The 18,916-nt window shown below is 66.9% G+C and carries 12 protein-coding genes and 1 other annotated feature; of the genes, 7 read left to right on the plus strand and 5 right to left on the minus strand.

Going from position 1 to position 18,916, the window contains the following annotated elements; all coding sequences use genetic code 11:
- Positions 1-101: 101 nt before the first annotated feature.
- Positions 102-644, plus strand: coding sequence for a hypothetical protein (locus tag QZ546_RS00230; RefSeq protein WP_294232838.1), 543 nt, complete (start codon positions 102-104; stop codon positions 642-644).
- A 63-nt stretch (positions 645-707) separates the two neighbouring features.
- Here QZ546_RS00230 and QZ546_RS00235 read toward each other — a convergent pair whose 3' ends face one another.
- Together QZ546_RS00235 and QZ546_RS00240 are read right to left on the minus strand one after the other, a co-directional pair.
- Positions 708-1,334: an OmpA family protein gene (locus QZ546_RS00235; protein WP_294232842.1), complete on the minus strand. Its 627-nt coding sequence runs from the start codon at positions 1,332-1,334 to the stop codon at positions 708-710.
- On the minus strand, positions 1,331-3,166 hold the full coding sequence (locus tag QZ546_RS00240) for a sodium:proton antiporter (RefSeq protein ID WP_294232845.1): 1,836 nt from the start codon (positions 3,164-3,166) through the stop codon (positions 1,331-1,333). The genes QZ546_RS00235 and QZ546_RS00240 overlap by 4 nt, the downstream gene beginning before the upstream one ends.
- A gap of 260 nt (positions 3,167-3,426) precedes the next feature.
- Here QZ546_RS00240 and QZ546_RS00245 point away from each other — a divergent pair, with 260 nt between their 5' ends.
- Complete coding sequence (locus tag QZ546_RS00245) at positions 3,427-4,284, plus strand: serine hydrolase (RefSeq protein WP_294232847.1); 858 nt, start codon at positions 3,427-3,429, stop codon at positions 4,282-4,284.
- A 42-nt stretch (positions 4,285-4,326) separates the two neighbouring features.
- On the opposite strand, the gene QZ546_RS00250 is transcribed toward QZ546_RS00245, so the two are convergent.
- Positions 4,327-4,920: a TetR/AcrR family transcriptional regulator gene (locus QZ546_RS00250; RefSeq protein ID WP_294232850.1), complete on the minus strand. Its 594-nt coding sequence runs from the start codon at positions 4,918-4,920 to the stop codon at positions 4,327-4,329.
- Between the two features lie 101 nt (positions 4,921-5,021).
- On the opposite strand from QZ546_RS00250, the gene QZ546_RS00255 reads away from it, so the two are divergent.
- The 4 genes from QZ546_RS00255 (at position 5,022) to QZ546_RS00270 (ending at position 13,489) form a co-directional block, all read left to right on the plus strand.
- Entirely contained in the window at positions 5,022-6,215 is a 1,194-nt protein-coding gene (locus QZ546_RS00255) for an efflux RND transporter periplasmic adaptor subunit (RefSeq protein ID WP_294232854.1), read from the plus strand.
- Between the two features lie 6 nt (positions 6,216-6,221).
- Positions 6,222-9,422 (plus strand): efflux RND transporter permease subunit, encoded by a 3,201-nt coding sequence (locus QZ546_RS00260; RefSeq protein ID WP_294232857.1) that lies wholly within the window; start codon positions 6,222-6,224, stop codon positions 9,420-9,422.
- Between the two features lie 3 nt (positions 9,423-9,425).
- Entirely contained in the window at positions 9,426-10,916 is a 1,491-nt protein-coding gene (locus tag QZ546_RS00265) for an efflux transporter outer membrane subunit (protein WP_294232861.1), read from the plus strand.
- 173 nt (positions 10,917-11,089) lie between these two features.
- Positions 11,090-13,489 carry a TonB-dependent receptor gene (locus tag QZ546_RS00270; RefSeq protein ID WP_294232866.1) on the plus strand — a complete coding sequence of 800 codons (2,400 nt, stop codon included), beginning with the start codon at positions 11,090-11,092 and terminating at the stop codon, positions 13,487-13,489.
- On the opposite strand, the gene QZ546_RS00275 is transcribed toward QZ546_RS00270, so the two are convergent.
- Entirely contained in the window at positions 13,486-14,988 is a 1,503-nt protein-coding gene (locus tag QZ546_RS00275) for a SulP family inorganic anion transporter (protein ID WP_294232868.1), read from the minus strand. The genes QZ546_RS00270 and QZ546_RS00275 overlap by 4 nt on opposite strands.
- 61 nt (positions 14,989-15,049) lie before the next feature.
- Positions 15,050-15,105, minus strand: a sequence feature (sul1 is cis-regulatory element that is thought to sense ions involved in sulfur or methionine metabolism; They are found in Alphaproteobacteria).
- A 114-nt stretch (positions 15,106-15,219) separates the two neighbouring features.
- Between QZ546_RS00275 and QZ546_RS00280 the strand changes: the two genes are divergently transcribed.
- On the plus strand, positions 15,220-17,382 hold the full coding sequence (locus tag QZ546_RS00280) for a penicillin acylase family protein (RefSeq protein ID WP_294232871.1): 2,163 nt from the start codon (positions 15,220-15,222) through the stop codon (positions 17,380-17,382).
- Between the two features lie 7 nt (positions 17,383-17,389).
- On the opposite strand, the gene QZ546_RS00285 is transcribed toward QZ546_RS00280, so the two are convergent.
- On the minus strand, positions 17,390-18,892 hold the full coding sequence (locus QZ546_RS00285; RefSeq protein WP_294232873.1) for an FAD-dependent oxidoreductase: 1,503 nt from the start codon (positions 18,890-18,892) through the stop codon (positions 17,390-17,392).
- Between the last annotated feature and the right edge of the window lie 24 nt (positions 18,893-18,916).

Genomic DNA, 18,916 nt, shown 5'->3' on the forward strand with positions numbered 1-18,916 from the left:
TCCGTCTGTCGTTCGAGCATGACGGACCATAGCCTGTCAACATGGGCGGCGTGGCGCGCGGGCATCTTGTATGCGCCTCGCATCGGTAGCATCCTGTTTGAATGATGACGCTGCTGCTTCTGGCCATGGCATCTGCCGCGGGCACCGCCTCCCCTGCCCGGCCTTGTTTGCCCATCGCATCGGATCACCTATCGCCGACACAATCGGCCGTGGATGACCATAAGGCGCTACGAAAGGCCCTTGGCGAACCCATGCCTGACACGCCGACGATGGTCATGATGTATGGACGCGGCGGACATCTCGCGACCACGGAATATAGCGTCGTCCTGGCGCGCGGCGCCGATGATGTCTGGCGCGGGACGGCCGTCGGGCGCAGCCAGATCTGGGTGAAGGACGCGCCCTATAGCCCGTTGAAGCGGATCGAATGGGTGCTCGACACAGCCAAGGCCCGGCAACTGGAGGATGCCCTTGCGCATCGTTGCCCGTTCGATCGGTCGGCCAAAAAGGTCGATCTATCCACGCCGCCGCCCCGGGGCGTTATCTATCAGCGGATCGACGTGGTTCTGCCGGGTCGAAAGACCGTCACCTATTATGCCTCAGAGGGGGATGGCGTCATCGCCTCGATCATCCAGCCGCCGGAGTAGGAAACCCTGCGCCAGCCTGCCGATCGGCATCCGGCGGCGCTTTTCGAGCCGCATAGCTCCGGGTTACGGATTGGCGACCGGCGCGGCCTTGGGCAGGTCTACCCGGATATCGACCCGCCGATTCCTGGCGCGGCCTTCCGGATCGTCCGAGCCGTCGAGCTTGCGGTTGGGGGCGATGGGACGTGATTCCCCCAGGGGGATGATCGTGATCCGCGCCGCCGCCACCCCTTTCCCGACGAGATAGTCGCGCGCCGCCTCGGCCCGGTGGCGCGACGCGAGCAGGTTGGACGCATCGGAGCCGCTCGAATCGCTGTGCCCCCAAATCGTGATCGGTCCGCCCAGCGCCGTCACCGGATCGGCCACCAGTGCGTCGAGCAGGGCCATGCCCGCCTGGTCGGGTTGCGCGCCCTTGGGCGGGAAGGTTATGGTCCGCTCGACGGGGCCGGCGGGCGGCGTCGGGGTCGGCGACGGCTCGATATCGGCGCGGATGATCGACTTCTTGGCCTCTTCCTGCGCCTCCAGATCGTTGCCGGGCATCGCCGCATTGGCGACGTTATCGGCCGGGGCTGCAACCTCGCCCGCGTCGTTCGCGACCGCGTCCTGCCGCTGATGGCAGGCGGTCATGCCCAGACCGAGCAGCACCAGCACAGCGGCGCGCAAGGCCCGCTCGTTCCACTTCGATATCGTCATGCGACACCCTCTCCGGCTTGAACGGCATGATTAGCGTCCGGATCGCCATGACGCGAGGGGCCATAGGACACCACGACATCGCCATTTTGCGGCACCGGCCGGGCGGCATGGGTGAAAAAGCGGATGCGGCCGTCCTTGCGCAGGACGAACAGCATATCGGCCTCGTCGGGCAGGAGCGAGCGGGCATGGTCGAACCGGAACTGCTCGCTGATCCGCGTCTTGCGGAAGGTCCAGCCCGCCGCCTCGCGCTGCATGATGTCCTCCACGCCGTGCCCGGACGTGAACATCGCGCGTCCTCGAAGGGCTTCGGGCAGGCTGCGATGGTCCTCGTCATCCCCGCTGCCGCCCAGCTGATAGACCGAATCGCGGCCGATCCCATGCGCGAATTCATTGCAGATCAGGGCATTATACGCCTCGTTATCGGTCGTCGCGGCCAGCACCTGGAACTGGGTGAGGTCGAGCCGCTCCTCGGTCGTCTCGGCCAGGATCTCGCCATGATAGGTCTCGATCCCCGCCTGGCGCGCGCCCGACAGCCTTTGCCAGCTGGTATCGGCGATCATCACCGGCAGGCCCAGCGACTGGATCTGCCGGGCGAGCGAGATGCTCCACGGCGTGCTGCCGACGATCAGCAGCCCCTTCTGCGTCGCGCCCGTCACCTTCAGCCAGCGCGCCACGGTGCGGATGCTGAAGCCATGGGCGACGATCGTCGCGACCACGACGGCAAAGGACAGGGTGACCAGGATATTGCCGTTGCCATAGCCGAGCTGGTCGAGGCGCAGCGCGAACAGCCCCGATACCGCGACCGCGACGACACCGCGCGGCGCGATCCAGGCGATCAGCAGCCGCTCGTTCCAGGGGATCTTGCTGAACGCCAGCGCGATCAGCACGGTCGCCGGGCGGACCAGGAACAGGAGCGCCAGGAGGAACCCGGCGAAACGCCACTCGAACAGGCGCAGCACCTCGAAATCGAGCGAGGCGGACAGCAGGACGAACACGCCGGAGATCAGCAGGACCGTGACATTCTCCTTGAACGGATGGATGTCGCGCAGCGAATCCAGCCGCATATTGGCCACCGCCACACCCATCACGGTCACGGCGAGCAGCCCGGTTTCCTGCTGGATCAGGTTGGAGAGGACGAAGGTGCCGATCACCGCGACCAGCAGGACGGGGGCCTTCAGATATTCCGGCACATGGCCCCGCGGAAAGGCCCAGGCGATCGCACGCGCCATGCCGTAACCGATCAGTCCCGACACGACGGCCGCCCCGAGCAGCGCGGCGACGACGGACAGCAGCGTGCCCCCTTCGCCGACCCGGCGCAGATATTCATAGGTGATGACCGCGCACAGCGCCCCGAACGGATCGTTGACGATCGCTTCCCATTTCAGGATCGCCCGCGGGCGCGCCGCCACATTGCTCTGCCGCAAGAGCGGGATCACCACCGTCGGACCGGTCACCACCAGAATCCCGGCGAACAGGATCGCGACCGGCCAGACCAGCCCCGCGACATAATAGCATGTCAGCGCGCCCAGCACCCAGCCGAGTGGGATGCCGATCATCATCAGGCGCGTGACCGCGCCTTCGGTCTTGCGCAATTCCCGGAAATTCAGGCTCAATCCGCCTTCGAACAGGATCAGCGCGACGGCCACCGAGATCATGGGTTCGAGCAGCGTGCCGAAGATATGTTCGGGATTGATGAGGCCGGTGACCGGACCGGCGACGACGCCCGCGGCCAGCATCAGCGCGATGGCGGGCCATCCGGTTCGCCATGCGATCCACTGCGCCCCGATCCCCAGAACACCGATCAGCGCAAAGACGAGAGCTTGTTGTTCCATAGGGCGGTATAACCTTTCGCACCTGCGAAGGGTACCGCAGACCGATTTCGCCCGCCAAGCCCCCGACATCCCCCAACATTCCCCGGCGGGCCGCACATGACGTGCACGCGGTGCGGCAATCGCCCGGAGAGGCACTGGCGTACCGGAGATTCACTCTTTATTCAGCGCGTTCGGCCCAGCAATCGGAACCACGGACCGACCGCGGCACCCTGCGATTCCGCAGTGGTCCGTCGCGGCGGAAGGAGACACAAGAGCGACCCATGCGCCTGCCCTTTTTCTCCCGTTTCTTCCTGTGCGGCCTTGCCGCCGCCCTGACGATTCCCGCGCCGGCGATGGCGAGTTCGCCCGAGCTGGTCGGGCTCGAGCGCAGGCTCAGCGCGCTGGTGTCGGCGCGGCCCAGCGATTACGGCATCGCCGCGCTCGACCTGCGCGACGGGTCGACCGTTTCGGTCAATGGCGACATTGCCTATCCGATGGCGAGCACCGTGAAGATCGCAATCGCGGGCGCCTATCTGGCCGAGGTCGATCGCGGCCGACGCAGCCTGTCCGACCTCGTCGCGGGCCGCTCGGCGAGCAGTCTCATGGAATTGATGATCGTCCGCAGCGACAATCGCGCAGCCGACCAGCTGATGGCCGCCGTCGGTGGCCCCGCCGCCGTCCAGCGTTGGCTGTGGTCGAGCGGCATCAGGGGCATTCGCGTGGACCGGACCATCGCCCAGCTGCTCCGCGAACGCGGGCACCTGGCCGACGTCAAGGACGTGTCGACCCCCAATGCGATGGTGTCGCTGCTCTATGCGCTGAACACCGGCCCGTTGCTGTCGATGGAAAGCCGTAATCGGCTTTTCGGGCTGATGAGCCGCTGTGCGACGGGAACCCGGCGCATCCGCGCGCTATTGCCAGCCGGTACGCGCGTCGAGGACAAGACGGGGACGCTCGATGGCGTCACGAACGATGTCGGCTTCATCACCATGCCCGACGGACGCCGCGTGGCGATCGCCATCTTCGTCAAGGGCGGCCGGGATCGCCAGCTGGGCATCGCCGAGATCGCGCGCGCCATTTACGACCGTTTCGTGGACGTCGAGCGCAACGCCCTTACCCTCTTCATGCACCTGCAATAAGCGCGCCCCGATCCCGACCGCCAGGTCGCCGGGGCCGCCCCCTCAGGCGCGAACGCCGTCGATCAGACATGCAATGAGCCTGTCACTGGCGGGCTTTACATTCTCCCGGTGCAGCGTCCTGGCGCAGACGGAGCCCAGCGAGATGACCATGAAGGCCTGGGCCAGGGTGTGATGCTCGCTCTCGACCGAGTCGCTTCCCATCAGGCCCGCAAAGGCGCGGCTGATATTGCCCGATACCCGTTCGCGAACATCCACGAAAATGGCCCTGATCCGGTCGTTCCGGGCCGCTTCCGCCGCGATTTCCAGGAACAGGCGGTCGCCGGATTCGTCCTTGCGGCACGGCGTGCCGACCAGCCAGGCGATGATACCGTCGCGATCCTTGTTCGCCAGCGCCGTGTTGAGCGTATCCTGGTCCTCGATCCGTTCGCAGTCCGCCGCGACGATGGCCGCGATGATGTCCTCCTTGGACGGGAAGTCGCGATACAATTGCTGGACCGCGACCCCGGATTCCTTCGCGATCGCAGCGATACCCGTGGCGTGAAAGCCGTTTTCCACGAACAGGCGACGCGCCACCTCCTTGACATGGTCCCGGCGCAGCTCCGCACGGGTGGGAGGCAAGCACTTGGTATTCGACACGATTAAAACCTCTCCTGGGCTGGTTGACGTCCGCCGACAGCGCGTCTACGGCGCATTTTGTGAGTGATCGCTCTCATACAATTTAGCAAGCGGGAAATGATATGTCTTCCAATCGGCTGATGGGTCGTGTGTTGGCATCCGGCGCCTTGCTCGCCCTGGCCGCTTGCGGTGGTGACGGCGGCAAGCAACAGCAGGGGCCCCAGGGACCGGCACCGGTCGCTTATGTGGTGGCCAGCGAGCAGCCCGTCACCCTGACGAGCGAACTGCCCGGCAGGACGACCGCCTTCGAAACCTCGGATGTCCGTCCCCAGGTCAACGGCCTGATCATCCAGCGGCTGTTCGTCGAGGGCGACATGGTCCGCGAAGGCCAGCCGCTCTATCGCATCGATCCGGCACCGTATCAGGCGCAGGTCGCCAGCGCCCGCGCCGCCCTGGGCCGGGCCCAGGCGGCCATCGCGTCCAGCGCCGCGCTGGCGCGGCGTTACGGCGAACTGGTCAAGATCAACGCGATCGCCCGCCAGGAATATGAGAACGCCCAGACCAGCGCCGCGCAGGCCCGTGCCGATGTCGCCGCGCAACAGGCCGCGCTGCGCACGGCGCAGATCGACCTTGCCCGCACCACCATCCGCGCGCCGATCAGCGGCCGGATCGGCCGGTCGCTCTTCACCACCGGCGCGCTGGTGTCGACCGCGCAGACGGGCGCGCTGGCGACCATCCAGCGGCTCGACCCCATCTATGTCGACATCCAGGAGCCCAGTGCCGAGCTGCTGAAGCTGCGCCAGCAGATCATGAGCGGCCAGCTGACCCGGGACGGCCACGCCCCGGTCAAGCTGAAGCTGGAGGACGGCAGCGACTATGGCCCGCAGGGCACGTTGCGCTTCGCCGACGTCACCGTCGACCCGACGACCGGCTCGCAGGTGATCCGCGCGCTGTTCCCCAATCCCAACGGCCTGTTGCTGCCCGGCATGTTCGTGCGCGCCTCGCTGGTCGAGGGGACGCGGTCCAACGCCTTCCTGGTGCCGCAGCGTGCGGTCAGCCGCGACGAAAAGGGCCAGGCGACCGTGATGGTCGTCGGCGCGGGCGACAAGGTCGAGATGCGCACCCTGCAGACCGGCCGGGCGATCGGCGACAACTGGCTCGTCACCAGCGGCCTGAAGACCGGGGACAAGATCATCGTCGAAGGCGGCATGATGCTGCGCCCCGGCATGCCCGTCCAGGGCAAGCCCTGGGATCCCAACGCCAAGCCCGCCGGCGCGCCGCCGCAAGCGGGCCAGGCCCCGGCAAAGGCGAAGTAACCGGCCATGTCACGCTATTTCATTGATCGCCCGATCTTCGCCTATGTGCTGGCGGTGCTGGTCGTCATCGCGGGCCTGCTCTCGCTGCGCACCCTGCCGATCGCCCAGTTCCCGGCGATCGCGCCGCCCGCGGTGTCGATCACGGCCAATTATCCGGGCGCCGACGCCCAGACGCTGGAGAACACCACCACCCAGATCATCGAGCAGCAGATGAAGGGGATCGACCACCTTCGCTACTTCTCGTCCTCATCCTCCTCGGCGGGCAGCGTGACGATCACGCTGACCTTCGAACAGGGCACCGATCCCGACATCGCGCAGGTGCAGGTCCAGAACAAGCTGCAGGCGGCGACCCCGCTCCTGCCGCAGGAGGTCCAGCGCCAGGGCATCATCGTCGCCAAGGCGACGCAGAATTTCCTGCTGTTCGTCGGCCTCTATTCCGAGAACGGCAAGCACGACGACAATGATCTGGCCGACATCATCGCGTCGCGTGTCTCCGATCCGCTGTCGCGCGTGAGCGGTGTCGGCGACACGCAGCTCTTCGGATCGCAATATGCGATGCGCATCTGGGTCGATCCGATCAAGCTCAACAATTATGCGCTGACCATGGCGGACGTGACCAACGCGGTCACCGCCCAGAACGCGCAGGTCTCGGCGGGCCAGATCGGCGCGCAGCCCGCGCCCAAGGAGCAGATGCTGAACGCGACCGTGTCGGTCTCGTCGCGGCTGAACACGCCCGAGCAGTTTTCCCAGATCCGCCTGAAGAGCAACACGGACGGGTCGATCGTCCGGCTGGGCGACGTCGCCCGGGTCGAGATCGGCACCGAGAATTATGCCTTCTCCGCCCAGTGGAACGGCAAGCCCGCCTCGGGCATCGGCATCAAGCTGGCGCCTGGCGCGAATGCGCTCGACACGGTCGAGGCGGTGAAGGCACGGGTGAACCAACTGGCCAAGCAGTTCCCGCCCGACGTCAAGGTGATCTACCCCTACGACACGTCGCCCTTCGTCCGGCTGTCGATCGAGCAGGTCGTCCACACGCTGCTGGAAGCGGTCGTGCTCGTCTTCCTCGTCATGTTCCTTTTCCTCCAGAACTTCCGCGCCACGCTGATCCCGACGATCGCGGTGCCGGTCGTGCTGACGGGGACGTTCGCGGTGCTGGCGGCCTTCGGCTATTCGATCAACACGCTGACCCTGTTCGGCATGGTGCTGGCGATCGGCCTGCTGGTCGACGACGCGATCGTCGTCGTCGAGAATGTCGAGCGCCTGATCACCACCGAGCATCTGTCGCCCAAGGAGGCGGCGCGCAAGTCGATGGACGAGATCACCGGCGCGCTGATCGGTATCGCCGTCGTGCTGTCCGCCGTCTTCCTGCCGATGGCGTTCTTCGGCGGCTCGACGGGCGTGATCTATCGCCAGTTCTCGATCACGATCGTCTCGGCGATGGTGCTGTCGGTCGCCGTCGCGCTGATCCTGACGCCTGCGCTCTGCGCCACCATCCTGAAGCCGCACGACCCGAACAAGGGCCAGGGAAACGGCCCGCTGGCACGCTTCTTCCGCTGGTTCAACGATCGGTTCGAGCGGGGACAGGCGCGCTATGAAAAGGGCACGCGATCGACGGCCCGCCGCTGGGGCCGCTCGCTGATCGTCTATGCGTTGATCGTTGCGGGCATGGCCTTCCTGTTCATGCGGCTGCCCAGCGGCTTCCTGCCCGACGAGGATCAGGGCGTGATGATCGCGCTCGTCCAGGGACCGCCCGGCGCGACCACGGCCCGGACCCAGAAGGGCCTGGACCAGATTCGCGATCACTTCCTGAAGGATGCGGGCGGCGCCATTCGCGGTGTCTTCACCGTCAACGGGTTCAGCTTTGCCGGTCAGGGCCAGAACAGCGGTATCGCGTTCATCCCGATGAAGGAATGGAAGGACCGCCCCGGCGCCGAGAACAAGGCGCAGGCCGTCATCGGCCGGGCGATGGCCGCCTTCTCGCGCTACAATGACGGCCTGATCTTCGCCATCATTCCGCCCGCCGTCCAGGAACTGGGCAATGCCACGGGTTTCGACCTGCAGCTCGTCGACGAAGCCGGTATCGGCCATGAGCGGCTGCTGGCCGCGCGCAACCAGCTGCTCGGCATGGCGTCGCAGAACAAGTCGCTGATCGGCGTGCGCCCCAACGCGCTCGACGATGCGCCGCAGCTGAAGGTCAATGTCGACCAGGACAAGGCGCGCGCGCTGGGCCTGGATCTGTCGACCGTCAACAGCACCATCGCGACCGCCTGGGGTGGTTCCTATGTGAACGACTTCATCGACCGGGGCCGCGTGAAGCGCGTCTATGTCCAGGCCGATGCCGCCTATCGCATGGCACCCGAGGATGTCGGCGACCTCTATGTCCGGGGCGAGACGGGCACGATGGCGCCGTTCACCGCCTTCTCCGACCTGTCCTGGAAGCTGGGGCCGATGCAGCTGACCCGCTATAACGGTCTGCCGTCGATGGAGATCCTGGGTCAGCCCGCGCCTGGCGTGTCGTCGGGCGCCGCGCTAAAGGCGATGGAGGAAATGCAGGCCAAGCTGCCGCCCGGCACCCGGCTGGACTGGACGGGCCTCAGCTATGAGGAGCAATTGTCCGGGGGACAGGCGCCTGCGCTCTACGGCCTGTCGCTGCTGATCGTCTTCCTCTGCCTTGCCGCGCTGTACGAGAGCTGGTCGGTACCGATCTCGGTGATGCTGGTCGTGCCGCTGGGCGTCGTCGGCGCATTGCTGGCGGCGTGGCTGACCGGGCTCAACAACGACATCTATCTGCAGGTCGGCCTGATCACCACGATCGGCGTGTCGGCGAAGAATGCGATCCTGATCGTCGAGTTCGCCGAGGAGAAGATGAGCGAGGGCCTGAGCGCCTTCGACGCGGCGATCGAAGCGGCCAAGCTGCGCCTGCGACCGATCCTGATGACCAGCCTGGCCTTCATCTTCGGCGTGTTCCCGCTGGCCATCGCCAATGGCGCGGGCGCGGGTGGCCAGAACGCCATCGGTCGCGCGGTGGTGGGCGGCATGTTGTCCGCGACCGTGCTGGCGATCTTCTTCGTGCCGATGTTCTTCGTCGTCGTCATGCGACTGTTCGATCGCCACAAGGCCGAAAAGCCAGAGGGCGACGGGCACCAGGTCGACGGTGGACCCAATGGTGGCGGGCAGGCTTCGCCGTCCCTGCCGCAGGGAGTTTGATCCATGATCCGTTCCAAATTCGCGCTGGCCCTGCTGGCCGCCACCACGCTGGCGGGGTGCAATCTCGCCCCCAAATATGTGCGGCCCGTAGGGGCCGTACCGGCGACGCTGCCCCAGGACGGCATCTATCCGTCCGCGGCATCCGACGCGCCCGACGTGACCAAGATCGGGTGGCAGGACTTCTTCACCGACGATCGCCTGCGTCGCACGATCGCGCTGGGGCTGGAGAATAACCGCGACCTGCGCGTCGCGGCGGCCAATGTCCTGCAGGCCCGGGCGCAATATCGCATCCAGCGCGCCGACCTGGTCCCGTCGACGACCCTGTCGGGTTCCGGCACCTATACGAACAATATCCAGGGGGCCACGGGGGCCGTCGGCGGCGCGGCCGGTGGCGGCACCGGCGCAGGAACGGGTACGGGCACCGGGACCGGTGGCGTCGGTGCGGGCGTCGGGACATCGTCGCGCAATTTCGAATTCTATTCGGTCAATGCCGGTTTCTCGGCCTTCGAGCTCGACCTGTTCGGTCGCGTCCGCAATCTCAACCGTGCGGCGCTGGAACAATATTTCGCGACCCAGGAAGCGCAGCGCGCGACGCGTATCAGCCTGATCGCCGAGATCGCGACCGCCTGGCTGACCTATGCCTCGGACCAGGACCAGCTGCGCATCTCGCAGGAGTCGCTGAAGTCCTTCGCGCAATCGCTGGAGCTGACCCGCGCGCAGTTCCGGATCGGCGTCGCCTCGGAACTCGAGGCGCGGCAGGCCGAGACGACCTATCAGGGTGCGCGCAACGACATCGCCGTGCTGAAGACACGGGTGGCGCAGGACAAGAACGCGCTCGACCTGCTGGTCGGCACCCCCGTGGTGAACGACCTGTTGCCACAGGGACTGAGCGCCACGGGCGCCGCCCTGCCGGTCCTGCCCGTCGGCCTGTCCTCCGACCTGTTGCTGCGTCGCCCCGACGTGCTGCAGGCCGAGCATCAGCTGATCGCGCAGAACGCCAATATCGGCGCGGCGCGCGCGGCGATGTTCCCGCGCATCTCGCTGACCGCGACGCTCGGCACGATCAGCACCGCGCTGAGCGGGCTCTTCGCGGGCGGCAGCTTCACCTATACGGGCGCGCCGTCCGTCTCGCTCCCGCTGTTCGACGGCGGACGACTGCGCGGCAATCTGGATGTCGCGAAGGCGCAGCAGCAGGCCGCGGTCTCGACCTATGAGAAGACCGTCCAGACGGCGTTCCGCGAGGTGGCCGATGCCTTGGCCCAGCGCGGCACCATCGACGAACAGATCGCGGCGCAGACGGCCCGCGTGGAGGCGGCAAACGTCGCGCTGAAGATTTCGGACGCGCGGTACCGGACGGGTGTCGAATCCTTCCTGACGACGCTCGATTCGCAGCGCACCGCCTATTCGGCGCAACAGCTGCTCGTCACCACGCGCCTCAACCGCGAGAGCAACATGGTGGAGCTGTATCGCTCGCTGGGCGGCGGCCTGAACTAAGGCGGACCGCCGCTTGAGGGCTTCGTTTCCACCCCTCTCCCCCTTTTAGGGGAAGGGGTGGAACACCCGCCCCGGCCGATTGCATTATTCCTGCAAACGATTTCCCATAAAGCTGTCACATACCGGGCCTAGGGGACCGCCAGCCGCGAAAAAGCTGGCACCTTGAGGAACCCATGACATCGTCCAAACTGATCGCGTGGCATCGTGCCTCGCTGTGCATTGCCGCGTCCCTCACCGCCTTTGTCTGGTCTTCGCAGGCCATGGCGCAGCAGAGCGCCACGCCGCCGGGTGACGGCACCGCCCAGGCCGAGGCTTCGTCCGGCGACGGGATCGTCGTGACCGGCAAGCGCACCACGCGCTCCGCCGTCGTGCTGGAGGCCAGCGAGATCCAGAAGGTCCTGCCGGGCGTCAATCCCGTGAAGGCCATCCAGACGCTGCCGGGCGTTCAGTTCGAAACCGCCGATCCCTGGGGCAATAACGAACAGAATATCGCCCTGTTCGTCCATGGCTTCAATCAGAACCAGCTGGGCTTCACCCTGGACGGCGTGCCGCTGGGCGACCAGTCCTATGGCAATTTCAACAGCCTGTCGCCGCAGCGCGCCGTCATCAGCGAGAATGTCGCCCGGGTGCGCCTGACCGCAGGCGCGGCGGACCTGGCCACCGCATCGGCCAGCAATCTGGGCGGCGGCCTGGAAACCTATACCAGCGATCCCGAGGCGAAGGCTGGCGTCCGGTTCGGCCAGACCTTTGGCAGCTATGACGCCAGCCGCAGCTATCTGCGCCTCGATACCGGCACCTTCACCGGCCTGGGCGGGGACAACAGCCTCTATGTCTCCGGCGTCCGCCAGAACGCCCGCGCCTGGGAGTTCGACGCCCGGCAAAAGGGGTGGCAGGCGAATGCGAAGTTCGTCCACGCCACGCCCACCACGCGGCTGACCGCCTATTTCGCCTATAGCCAGAAGGACGAGCCGAACCAGGATTCGGTCGCGCGCAATGCGGGCGGGCTGGAGCCCTATTACCGCACGGTGCTGTTTCCGAACTGGAATGCGGCGTTGAACTATGTCGATGCCAACGGCGCGCCGCCCGCAAACAATCCGAACAACTACACCAACTATTATGGCGATGCGCAGCGCACCGATTACCTGGCCTATATGAAGCTGGAACAGAAGCTGGGCAGCGGCGTGACCCTGTCGATCCAGCCCTATTACCATCATGACGACGGCCAGGGCCAGATCGTCGGGCCGATCGCCGCCGCCGGCCTGCCCGCCTTGTTCCGGACCTATTATCCGGGGCAGGATCTGAAGCAGGTGTTCGGCAATTCCGGCTATGCGCTGCGTACCACCGAATATGGCATCGCCCGCGCCGGCGCGCTGGCCGCGCTCGCGATCGAGGCGGGCGCGCACGAGATCGGCCTGGGCGGATGGTATGAGCATAACCGCAACACGATCTTCCGCCGCTGGTATGCGGTGCCGCGCGACCAGCCGCCCTCGCCCTATGAATATGCCGATCCCGGTCTGCTGCGCCTGACGCAATATGCGGCGGTCACGAAATACGACCTGGTCCAGTTCCATATCCAGGATCGCTGGCACCTGACCGACACGCTGACGCTGGAGGGCGGCTTCAAGTCCAGCCTGCAATTCGCCGATGGCCGCATTCCCGTCCAGCCGCTGCCCGGCGCGCTGCCCGGATCGTCCACCGGCTTCCCCCAGGGGCGGCTCAATACGCGCAAATGGTTCCTGCCCGCGATCGGCGCGGTCTGGGACATGACCCCGAACGACCAGCTGTTCGGCCATATCCAGAAGAATGTGCGCCAGTTCCAGGCCTCGGTCGCGGCGGGGCTCTCGCCCTATAATGTCGGCAGCCAGCAGGCGTTCGACCAGATCAAGGCGGGCACCGAGCCCGAAAGCTCCTGGACCTATGAAGCGGGCATCCGCTCGCGCCACACGGTCGATGCCGGCCCGCTGACCGCGATCGAAGGACAGGTCAGCGCCTATCATGTCGATTTCAGCAATCGCCTGCTCCAGATCAGCGCGACCCCGGTCATCGCCTCGGTCATCGGCGGCGTCTCGATCCTGCAGAATGTCGGCGGGGTGAAGACCAACGGGATCGACGGCGCGGTGACGTTCCGCTTCGGCAGCGGCCTGTCGGTGTACAACGCGCTGTCGTACAACCGGTCGCGCTATGACGAGAACTACACCAGCGGCACGACCGTCATCGCGACGGCCGGCAAGGACGTGCCCAACGTCGCCCGCTGGCTGAACAAGACCGTCGTCACCGCCAGTTCGGGTCCGTTCGAGGTCCAGGCGATCGGCGACTATGTCGGACGGCGTTTCGCCACCTACACCAACGACCAATCGGTGCCGGGCCGCTTCCTGCTGGGTCTCCAGGCGAGCTACACCCTGCCCGAAGGACTGGGGATGGGGCTGCGCAATACGCGCCTGTCGGTCAACATCACCAACCTGACCGACCGCCGGGGGGTCTATGAGCTGGTGGTGGGCGCGGCGGCGCGCACCTTCAACACCTATGCCCAGCCGCCCCGCATGGCCTTCTTCACGCTGTCGGGCGGATTTTAAATGACGGACGCCGGGACGCTTTCGGGCGTCCCGGCCATCGTCAGGGGCGCGTGACGATCCATCAGGATCGCGCTCGCCGCGTTGAGGCCGATGACCTCGACGACCATGCCGTGGCGGCGCATCGTCGACACCACGTCCTCCAGCGCCCCCACCGCCGTGATGTCCCACAGATGCGCGGCCGTAAGGTCGATGCGCGCCTGCCGCGCCGTGTCGCGCAGGTCGAAATGATCGGCGAATATCTCGGCACTGGCGAAGAAGATCTGGCCCGACACGGTATAGAGCCGCGTGTCGGTCGCCGGATCATGGTCGACCGTGACGCGCATCAGCCGGGTGACCTTGAAGGCGAAGAACACGCCGCTCAATAGCACGCCGACCGCGACCCCGGCCGACAGGTCGTGCGTCGCCACCGTCACCGCGACGGTCGCCAGCATGACCACGCCCGACACCTTGGGGTGGCGCCCCAGATCGCGCAGCGAACTCCAGGAGAAGGTGCTGATCGACACCATGATCATGATCGCCACCAGCGCCGCGACCGGCACCTGCGCGACCCAGGGGCGCAGCGGCACCATGACGATCAGCAGGAACACGCCAGCAACCAGCGTCGACAGCCGCCCCCGGCCGCCATAGCGCACATTGCCGACCGTCTGCCCGATCATGCCGCACCCGGCGATCCCGCCAAACAGGCCCGCCGCGACATTGGCCAGCCCCAGCCCGGTACACTCGCGCGCCTTGGAACTGGTGGATTCGGTCAGATCGTCGACCACCCGCGCGGTCATCATCGATTCCAGCAGTCCGACCGCCGCCATCGCCAGCGCATAGGGCGCGACGATCCGCAGGGTCGCCAGGTCGAACGGGACGTGCGGCAGGCCCAGCGAGGGCAGTGACGTCGGCAACCGGCCGAGATCGCCGATGACCCGGAGCGGCATCGGGAAAGCGATGCTGATGGCGGTCAGCACGACGACGCAGATCAGCGGCGACGGGATCGCCGAACTGACCCTGGGCAGCAGATAGATGATCGCCAGGCCCAGGCCGATCATGGCATAGCTGTGCCAGGTCACGCCGACCATCTGCGGCACCTGCGCCGAGAAGATTAGGATCGCCAGCGCGTTGACGAAGCCGGTGCGCACCGAGCGCGAGACGAAGCGCATCAGCACGTCGAGCTTCACCAGCCCGAAGACGATCTGGAACAGCCCGGCCAGAATGGTCGCGGCCAGCAGATATTGCAGCCCATGCGCATGGACGAGCGCGGCCGCGACCAGCGCGACCGACCCCGCCGCGCCCGAGATCATCGCGGGCCGCCCTCCGGCAAAGGCGATGACGATACCGATGACGAAGGAGGCGAACAGCCCGACCTCCGGGTCGATACCCGCCACGAACGAAAAGGCGATCACCTCGGGGATCAGGGCGAAGGTGCCGACCATGCCGGCCAATATGTCACGCCGCGCGGCGTGCAGGCCGTCGAACCACTCGGCGCGGTAATGGGATAGGGAAGACGTCATGATGATAGTCCGCAATCACGGCATCCGTGCGCGCTATGGCTGTAAAGATCGGATGCAGCTGCGTTGTCCGGCGGATTGGCGGCCGGAATAGCCACCCGGAGTCTCACCGGGTCCAAACGGTTGCCACCCGCTAACGCCGCTCGACCAGGGACGCAACCCATCTTCTCTTCGGGCTTGGCCATCGCCGTTTCCCCGCCCTAGACTGAACCCATGGACAGGTTTCTCCGGTACATGCGCACTCCGTTCGTCCTGGCGATGATGCTGGCATCGGCCGCCGCCGCGCCGGATGCGGAGACGGCGCGGTGGCAGGCGCGGGCGGCGCAGGTCACGATCACCCGCGACGATTGGGGCATCCCGCATATCCGGGGGCGCAGCGACGCCGATGCGGTGTTCGGCATGTCCTATGCCCAGGCGGAGGATGATTTCGCGCGGGTCGAGGCCAATTACCTGACCGCGCTCGGGCGCACGGCGGAGGCCGATGGCGAGGCGGCGATCTGGGCCGATCTGCGCCAGCGCCTCTATGTCGATCCGGACGAACTGCGCGCACAATATGCCGGCAGCAGCGCCGAGATGCGCGCCTTGATGGACGCCTGGGCCGACGGGCTCAATTTCTACCTCGCCCGGCATCCGCAGGTGAAACCGCGCGTACTGACCCGGTTCGAGCCCTGGATGGCGCTGAGCTTCACCGAGGGCAGCATCGGCGGCGATATTGAGCGGATTTCGCTGTCCGAGCTGAAGACATTCTATGGTCAGCCCACGCCGCCCAGCCCCGAGGAGCGCGGCATCACCCCGCGCGAGCCGTCGGGGTCGAACGGCATCGCGATCGCGCCCCGGCTGACGCGCGACGGCCATGCGCTGTTGCTCATCAATCCGCACACCAGCTTCTATTTCCGCTCCGAGGCGCAGGTGACAAGCGACGAGGGGCTGGACGTTTACGGCGCCAGCACCTGGGGGCAGTTCTTCGTCTATCAGGGGTTCAACGCCCATGCGGGCTGGATGCACACTTCGTCCACCGTCGACAATGTCGATGAGTTCGCCGAGCGGGTAAGCCGGACCGCGCGGGGCTGGACCTATCGCTACGGGCAGGAGACACGCCCCCTCACCGCGCGCACCGTCACGATCCGCTTCCGCCAGGGCGATGGCAGCCTGGGCGAGCGGCAATTCGTGACGTGGCGGACGCATCACGGCCCGATCGTCGCGGCGAAGGATGGCCGCTGGATCGCGACCGCCCTGATGTGGCGGCCGGTCGCGGCACTGGAGCAGAGCTGGCTGCGCACCAAGGCGACCGACCTGGCCGGCTATATGGCGGTCGCCGAACGCAAGGCCAATTCCTCCAACGACACGCTGTTCGCCGACGACAAGGGCGAGATCGCGTTCCTGATGCCGCAATTCATGCCGGTGCGCGACGATCGATTCGATTATACGCGCCCCGTCGACGGCAGCGATCCCGCGACCGACTGGCGCGGGTTGCACGCCCTGTCCAGCTTGCCCAGCGTCGCCAATCCGCGTGTCGGCTGGGTCCACAACACCAATGACTGGCCATGGAGCGCCGCCGGGCCAGACAGCCCCCGCGCCGCCGATTATCCGCGCTATATGGACCAGACCGGCGGCAATGCGCGCGGCGAACATGCCGACCTGTTGCTGACGGGCCAGCGCGACTGGACGGCCGAGCGGCTGCGCGCCGCCGCCTATGATTCCTATCTGCCCGCCTTTGCGCGGCTTCTGCCCGGCCTGGTCGCCGCATGGCGCGCCCTGCCGCCGACCGATCCGCGTCGGCGCACCCTGGCCGAGCCGATCGCGACGCTGTCGCGCTGGGACCTTCGCTGGGGTTATGATTCGGTCGCGACCAGCCTGGCGGTCTTCTGGGGCGACCAGCTCTGGCGCGAGGTGGGCGGCCTTGCACAGGCGGCGCGGATGAACGTGCCCGACTATATCGCCACCCGCGTCGACGCCGCGACCAAGCTCGCCGCGCTGGACGCCGCCGTCGCCCGCCTGTCGCGCGACTTCGGCAGTTGGCGGACGCCGTGGCGCGCGATCAATCGCTTCCAGCGGGTGGACGACGCGATCCAGCCGCATTTCGACGATGCGCGCCCCTCGACGCCGGTCCCCTTCACCTCGGCGCAATGGGGCAGCCTCGCCTCGTTCGGCGCGAAGACCTGGCCCGGCACCAAGCGTTATTACGGGACCAGCGGGAACAGCTTCGTCGCAGTGGTCGCATTCGGTCGGCGGGTGGAGGCCCGCGCGGTCATGGCAGGCGGACAGAGCGGCGACCCCGCCTCGCCCCATTTCGCCGACCAGATCGACCGTTATGCCAGCGGCCAGCTACGCCCGGTCTATTTCCATCCGGACGAACTGGCGGGTCATATCGAACGGCGCTACCGCCCCGGCGAATAGGGGTGCGTCAGTCGCGCTCCCGGCGATGTTCCCATTCCAGCGCCAGGACATCGCGCCCGGCAGTCAGCATCGCCTGCTCGCGCCCCTGTTCGGCGAAGGTGACGGCGAAATCCTTTTCGGCCATGTCGCCGTCGATCCTGCGATCCTCCGGCGATGCGACATGCCCGACATAGCGCAGGCTGAGATCGTAATGGCCCGACCAGAAGAAGGGCACTTCGGCAAACTCGCCCTCTCCCCGGCCCAGCAGATGCCGGGCCAGCCACTGGCCCATGCGTTGCGCGACGACCCAATGCTCGACGCGGATCGGATGACCCAGGCGCGGGTCGGGCACGCTGGCGATGTCGCCGATGGCGTAAATGGCGGGGTCCGATGTGCGCAGCATCGCGTCCACCTGTACGCCGCCGCCCGCATCCTTGTCCGCCAGGGTCAGCCCGGCCGCGGCGGCCAGCGCGACCCTGGGCTCGACACCGATCCCGGCGACCAGCAGGTCGCCCGCCACCTCGCTGCCATCGTCGAGCATCGCGACATGACCGTCCCAACGGACGACGCGGCGACCGGGATGGAAGCGCACGCCCTTCGACTGGTGCAGGTCGCGGATCATCGCGCCCACCTCCGGTCCGGCGGTCTTTTCCAGCGGCAGGTCGGTGTCGGACACGACCGACACCGCCAGCCCCCGCGCGATCAGCGAGGCGGCGACCTCCAGGCCGATATAGCTCGATCCGACCACCACCGCGCGCTCGGCCCGGGCGGTTGCCGCGATCAGGCGATCGGCATCGGCCAGTTCGCGCATGACATGTACATCGCTTCGGTCCGCACCGTAAAAATCGGGCCGCACCGCGTCCGCGCCGGTCGCCAGGATCAGCGTGTCGTACGCAATCCGCTCGCCCGAACCGAGCCGGACAACCTTGCCCGCGCGGTCGATCGCCGAGACCGTCACCCCCGTGCGCAGCCGCACCGGCACGTCGAGCGCGGGTAAAGCGGCGTCCGCGCGACCGGCTTTGCCCGCCAGATATTGCTTGGAACAGAAGGTCCGGTCGTAAGGCGCGTCCTCGGACTGGTCGAGGATCGTCACCGCCGCGCCCGCACCATGGCGCGCCAACATCTCGGCCGCCGCATGGCCCGCCGCACCGGCACCGATGATGACCACCCGGCCGATATCGGGCACCGAATCCCCGGAAGGCGCCTCAGCCGGTTTCGGCCCCTGGATGCGCACCTGCCCTTCATCCTCGACCACCTCGAAGCGGTCGAGCGGGGCGAAGGCCGGGGCACCCACGGCCTCTCCCGTCTCCAAATCGAAGCGGGCATGGTGCCATGGACAGCGGATCGTGCCATCCGCGACGATCCCGTCGGCCAGCGGCGCCTTCAGATGGGTGCAGATACCCGACAGCGCGCAGACCCTGCCACGATGCCGGACCAAGACGACATCCTGACCATCCAGCACCCCGGCGACGATCCGTCCTTCTTCCAACTCGGTCGAGGCGATGCCGCTCGCCAGATTTCGCTCCGCCATCGCCTCGCCTTTTCGCCTGTCTCT

The sequence above is a fragment of the uncultured Sphingomonas sp. genome (genome assembly GCF_913062585.1).
Lineage (GTDB): Bacteria > Pseudomonadota > Alphaproteobacteria > Sphingomonadales > Sphingomonadaceae > Sphingomonas.

Excerpts from the sequence above, each read along its gene's own strand:
- QZ546_RS00230 (WP_294232838.1), top strand. The coding sequence starts at position 102 with ATGATGACGCTGCTGCTTCTGGCCATGGCATCTGCCGCGGGCACCGCC.
- QZ546_RS00235 (WP_294232842.1), bottom strand. The coding sequence starts at position 1,334 with ATGACGATATCGAAGTGGAACGAGCGGGCCTTGCGCGCCGCTGTGCTG.
- QZ546_RS00240 (WP_294232845.1), bottom strand. The coding sequence starts at position 3,166 with ATGGAACAACAAGCTCTCGTCTTTGCGCTGATCGGTGTTCTGGGGATC.
- QZ546_RS00245 (WP_294232847.1), top strand. The coding sequence starts at position 3,427 with ATGCGCCTGCCCTTTTTCTCCCGTTTCTTCCTGTGCGGCCTTGCCGCC.
- QZ546_RS00255 (WP_294232854.1), top strand. The coding sequence starts at position 5,022 with ATGTCTTCCAATCGGCTGATGGGTCGTGTGTTGGCATCCGGCGCCTTG.
- QZ546_RS00260 (WP_294232857.1), top strand. The coding sequence starts at position 6,222 with ATGTCACGCTATTTCATTGATCGCCCGATCTTCGCCTATGTGCTGGCG.
- QZ546_RS00265 (WP_294232861.1), top strand. The coding sequence starts at position 9,426 with ATGATCCGTTCCAAATTCGCGCTGGCCCTGCTGGCCGCCACCACGCTG.
- QZ546_RS00270 (WP_294232866.1), top strand. The coding sequence starts at position 11,090 with ATGACATCGTCCAAACTGATCGCGTGGCATCGTGCCTCGCTGTGCATT.
- QZ546_RS00275 (WP_294232868.1), bottom strand. The coding sequence starts at position 14,988 with ATGACGTCTTCCCTATCCCATTACCGCGCCGAGTGGTTCGACGGCCTG.
- QZ546_RS00280 (WP_294232871.1), top strand. The coding sequence starts at position 15,220 with ATGCGCACTCCGTTCGTCCTGGCGATGATGCTGGCATCGGCCGCCGCC.
- QZ546_RS00285 (WP_294232873.1), bottom strand. The coding sequence starts at position 18,892 with ATGGCGGAGCGAAATCTGGCGAGCGGCATCGCCTCGACCGAGTTGGAA.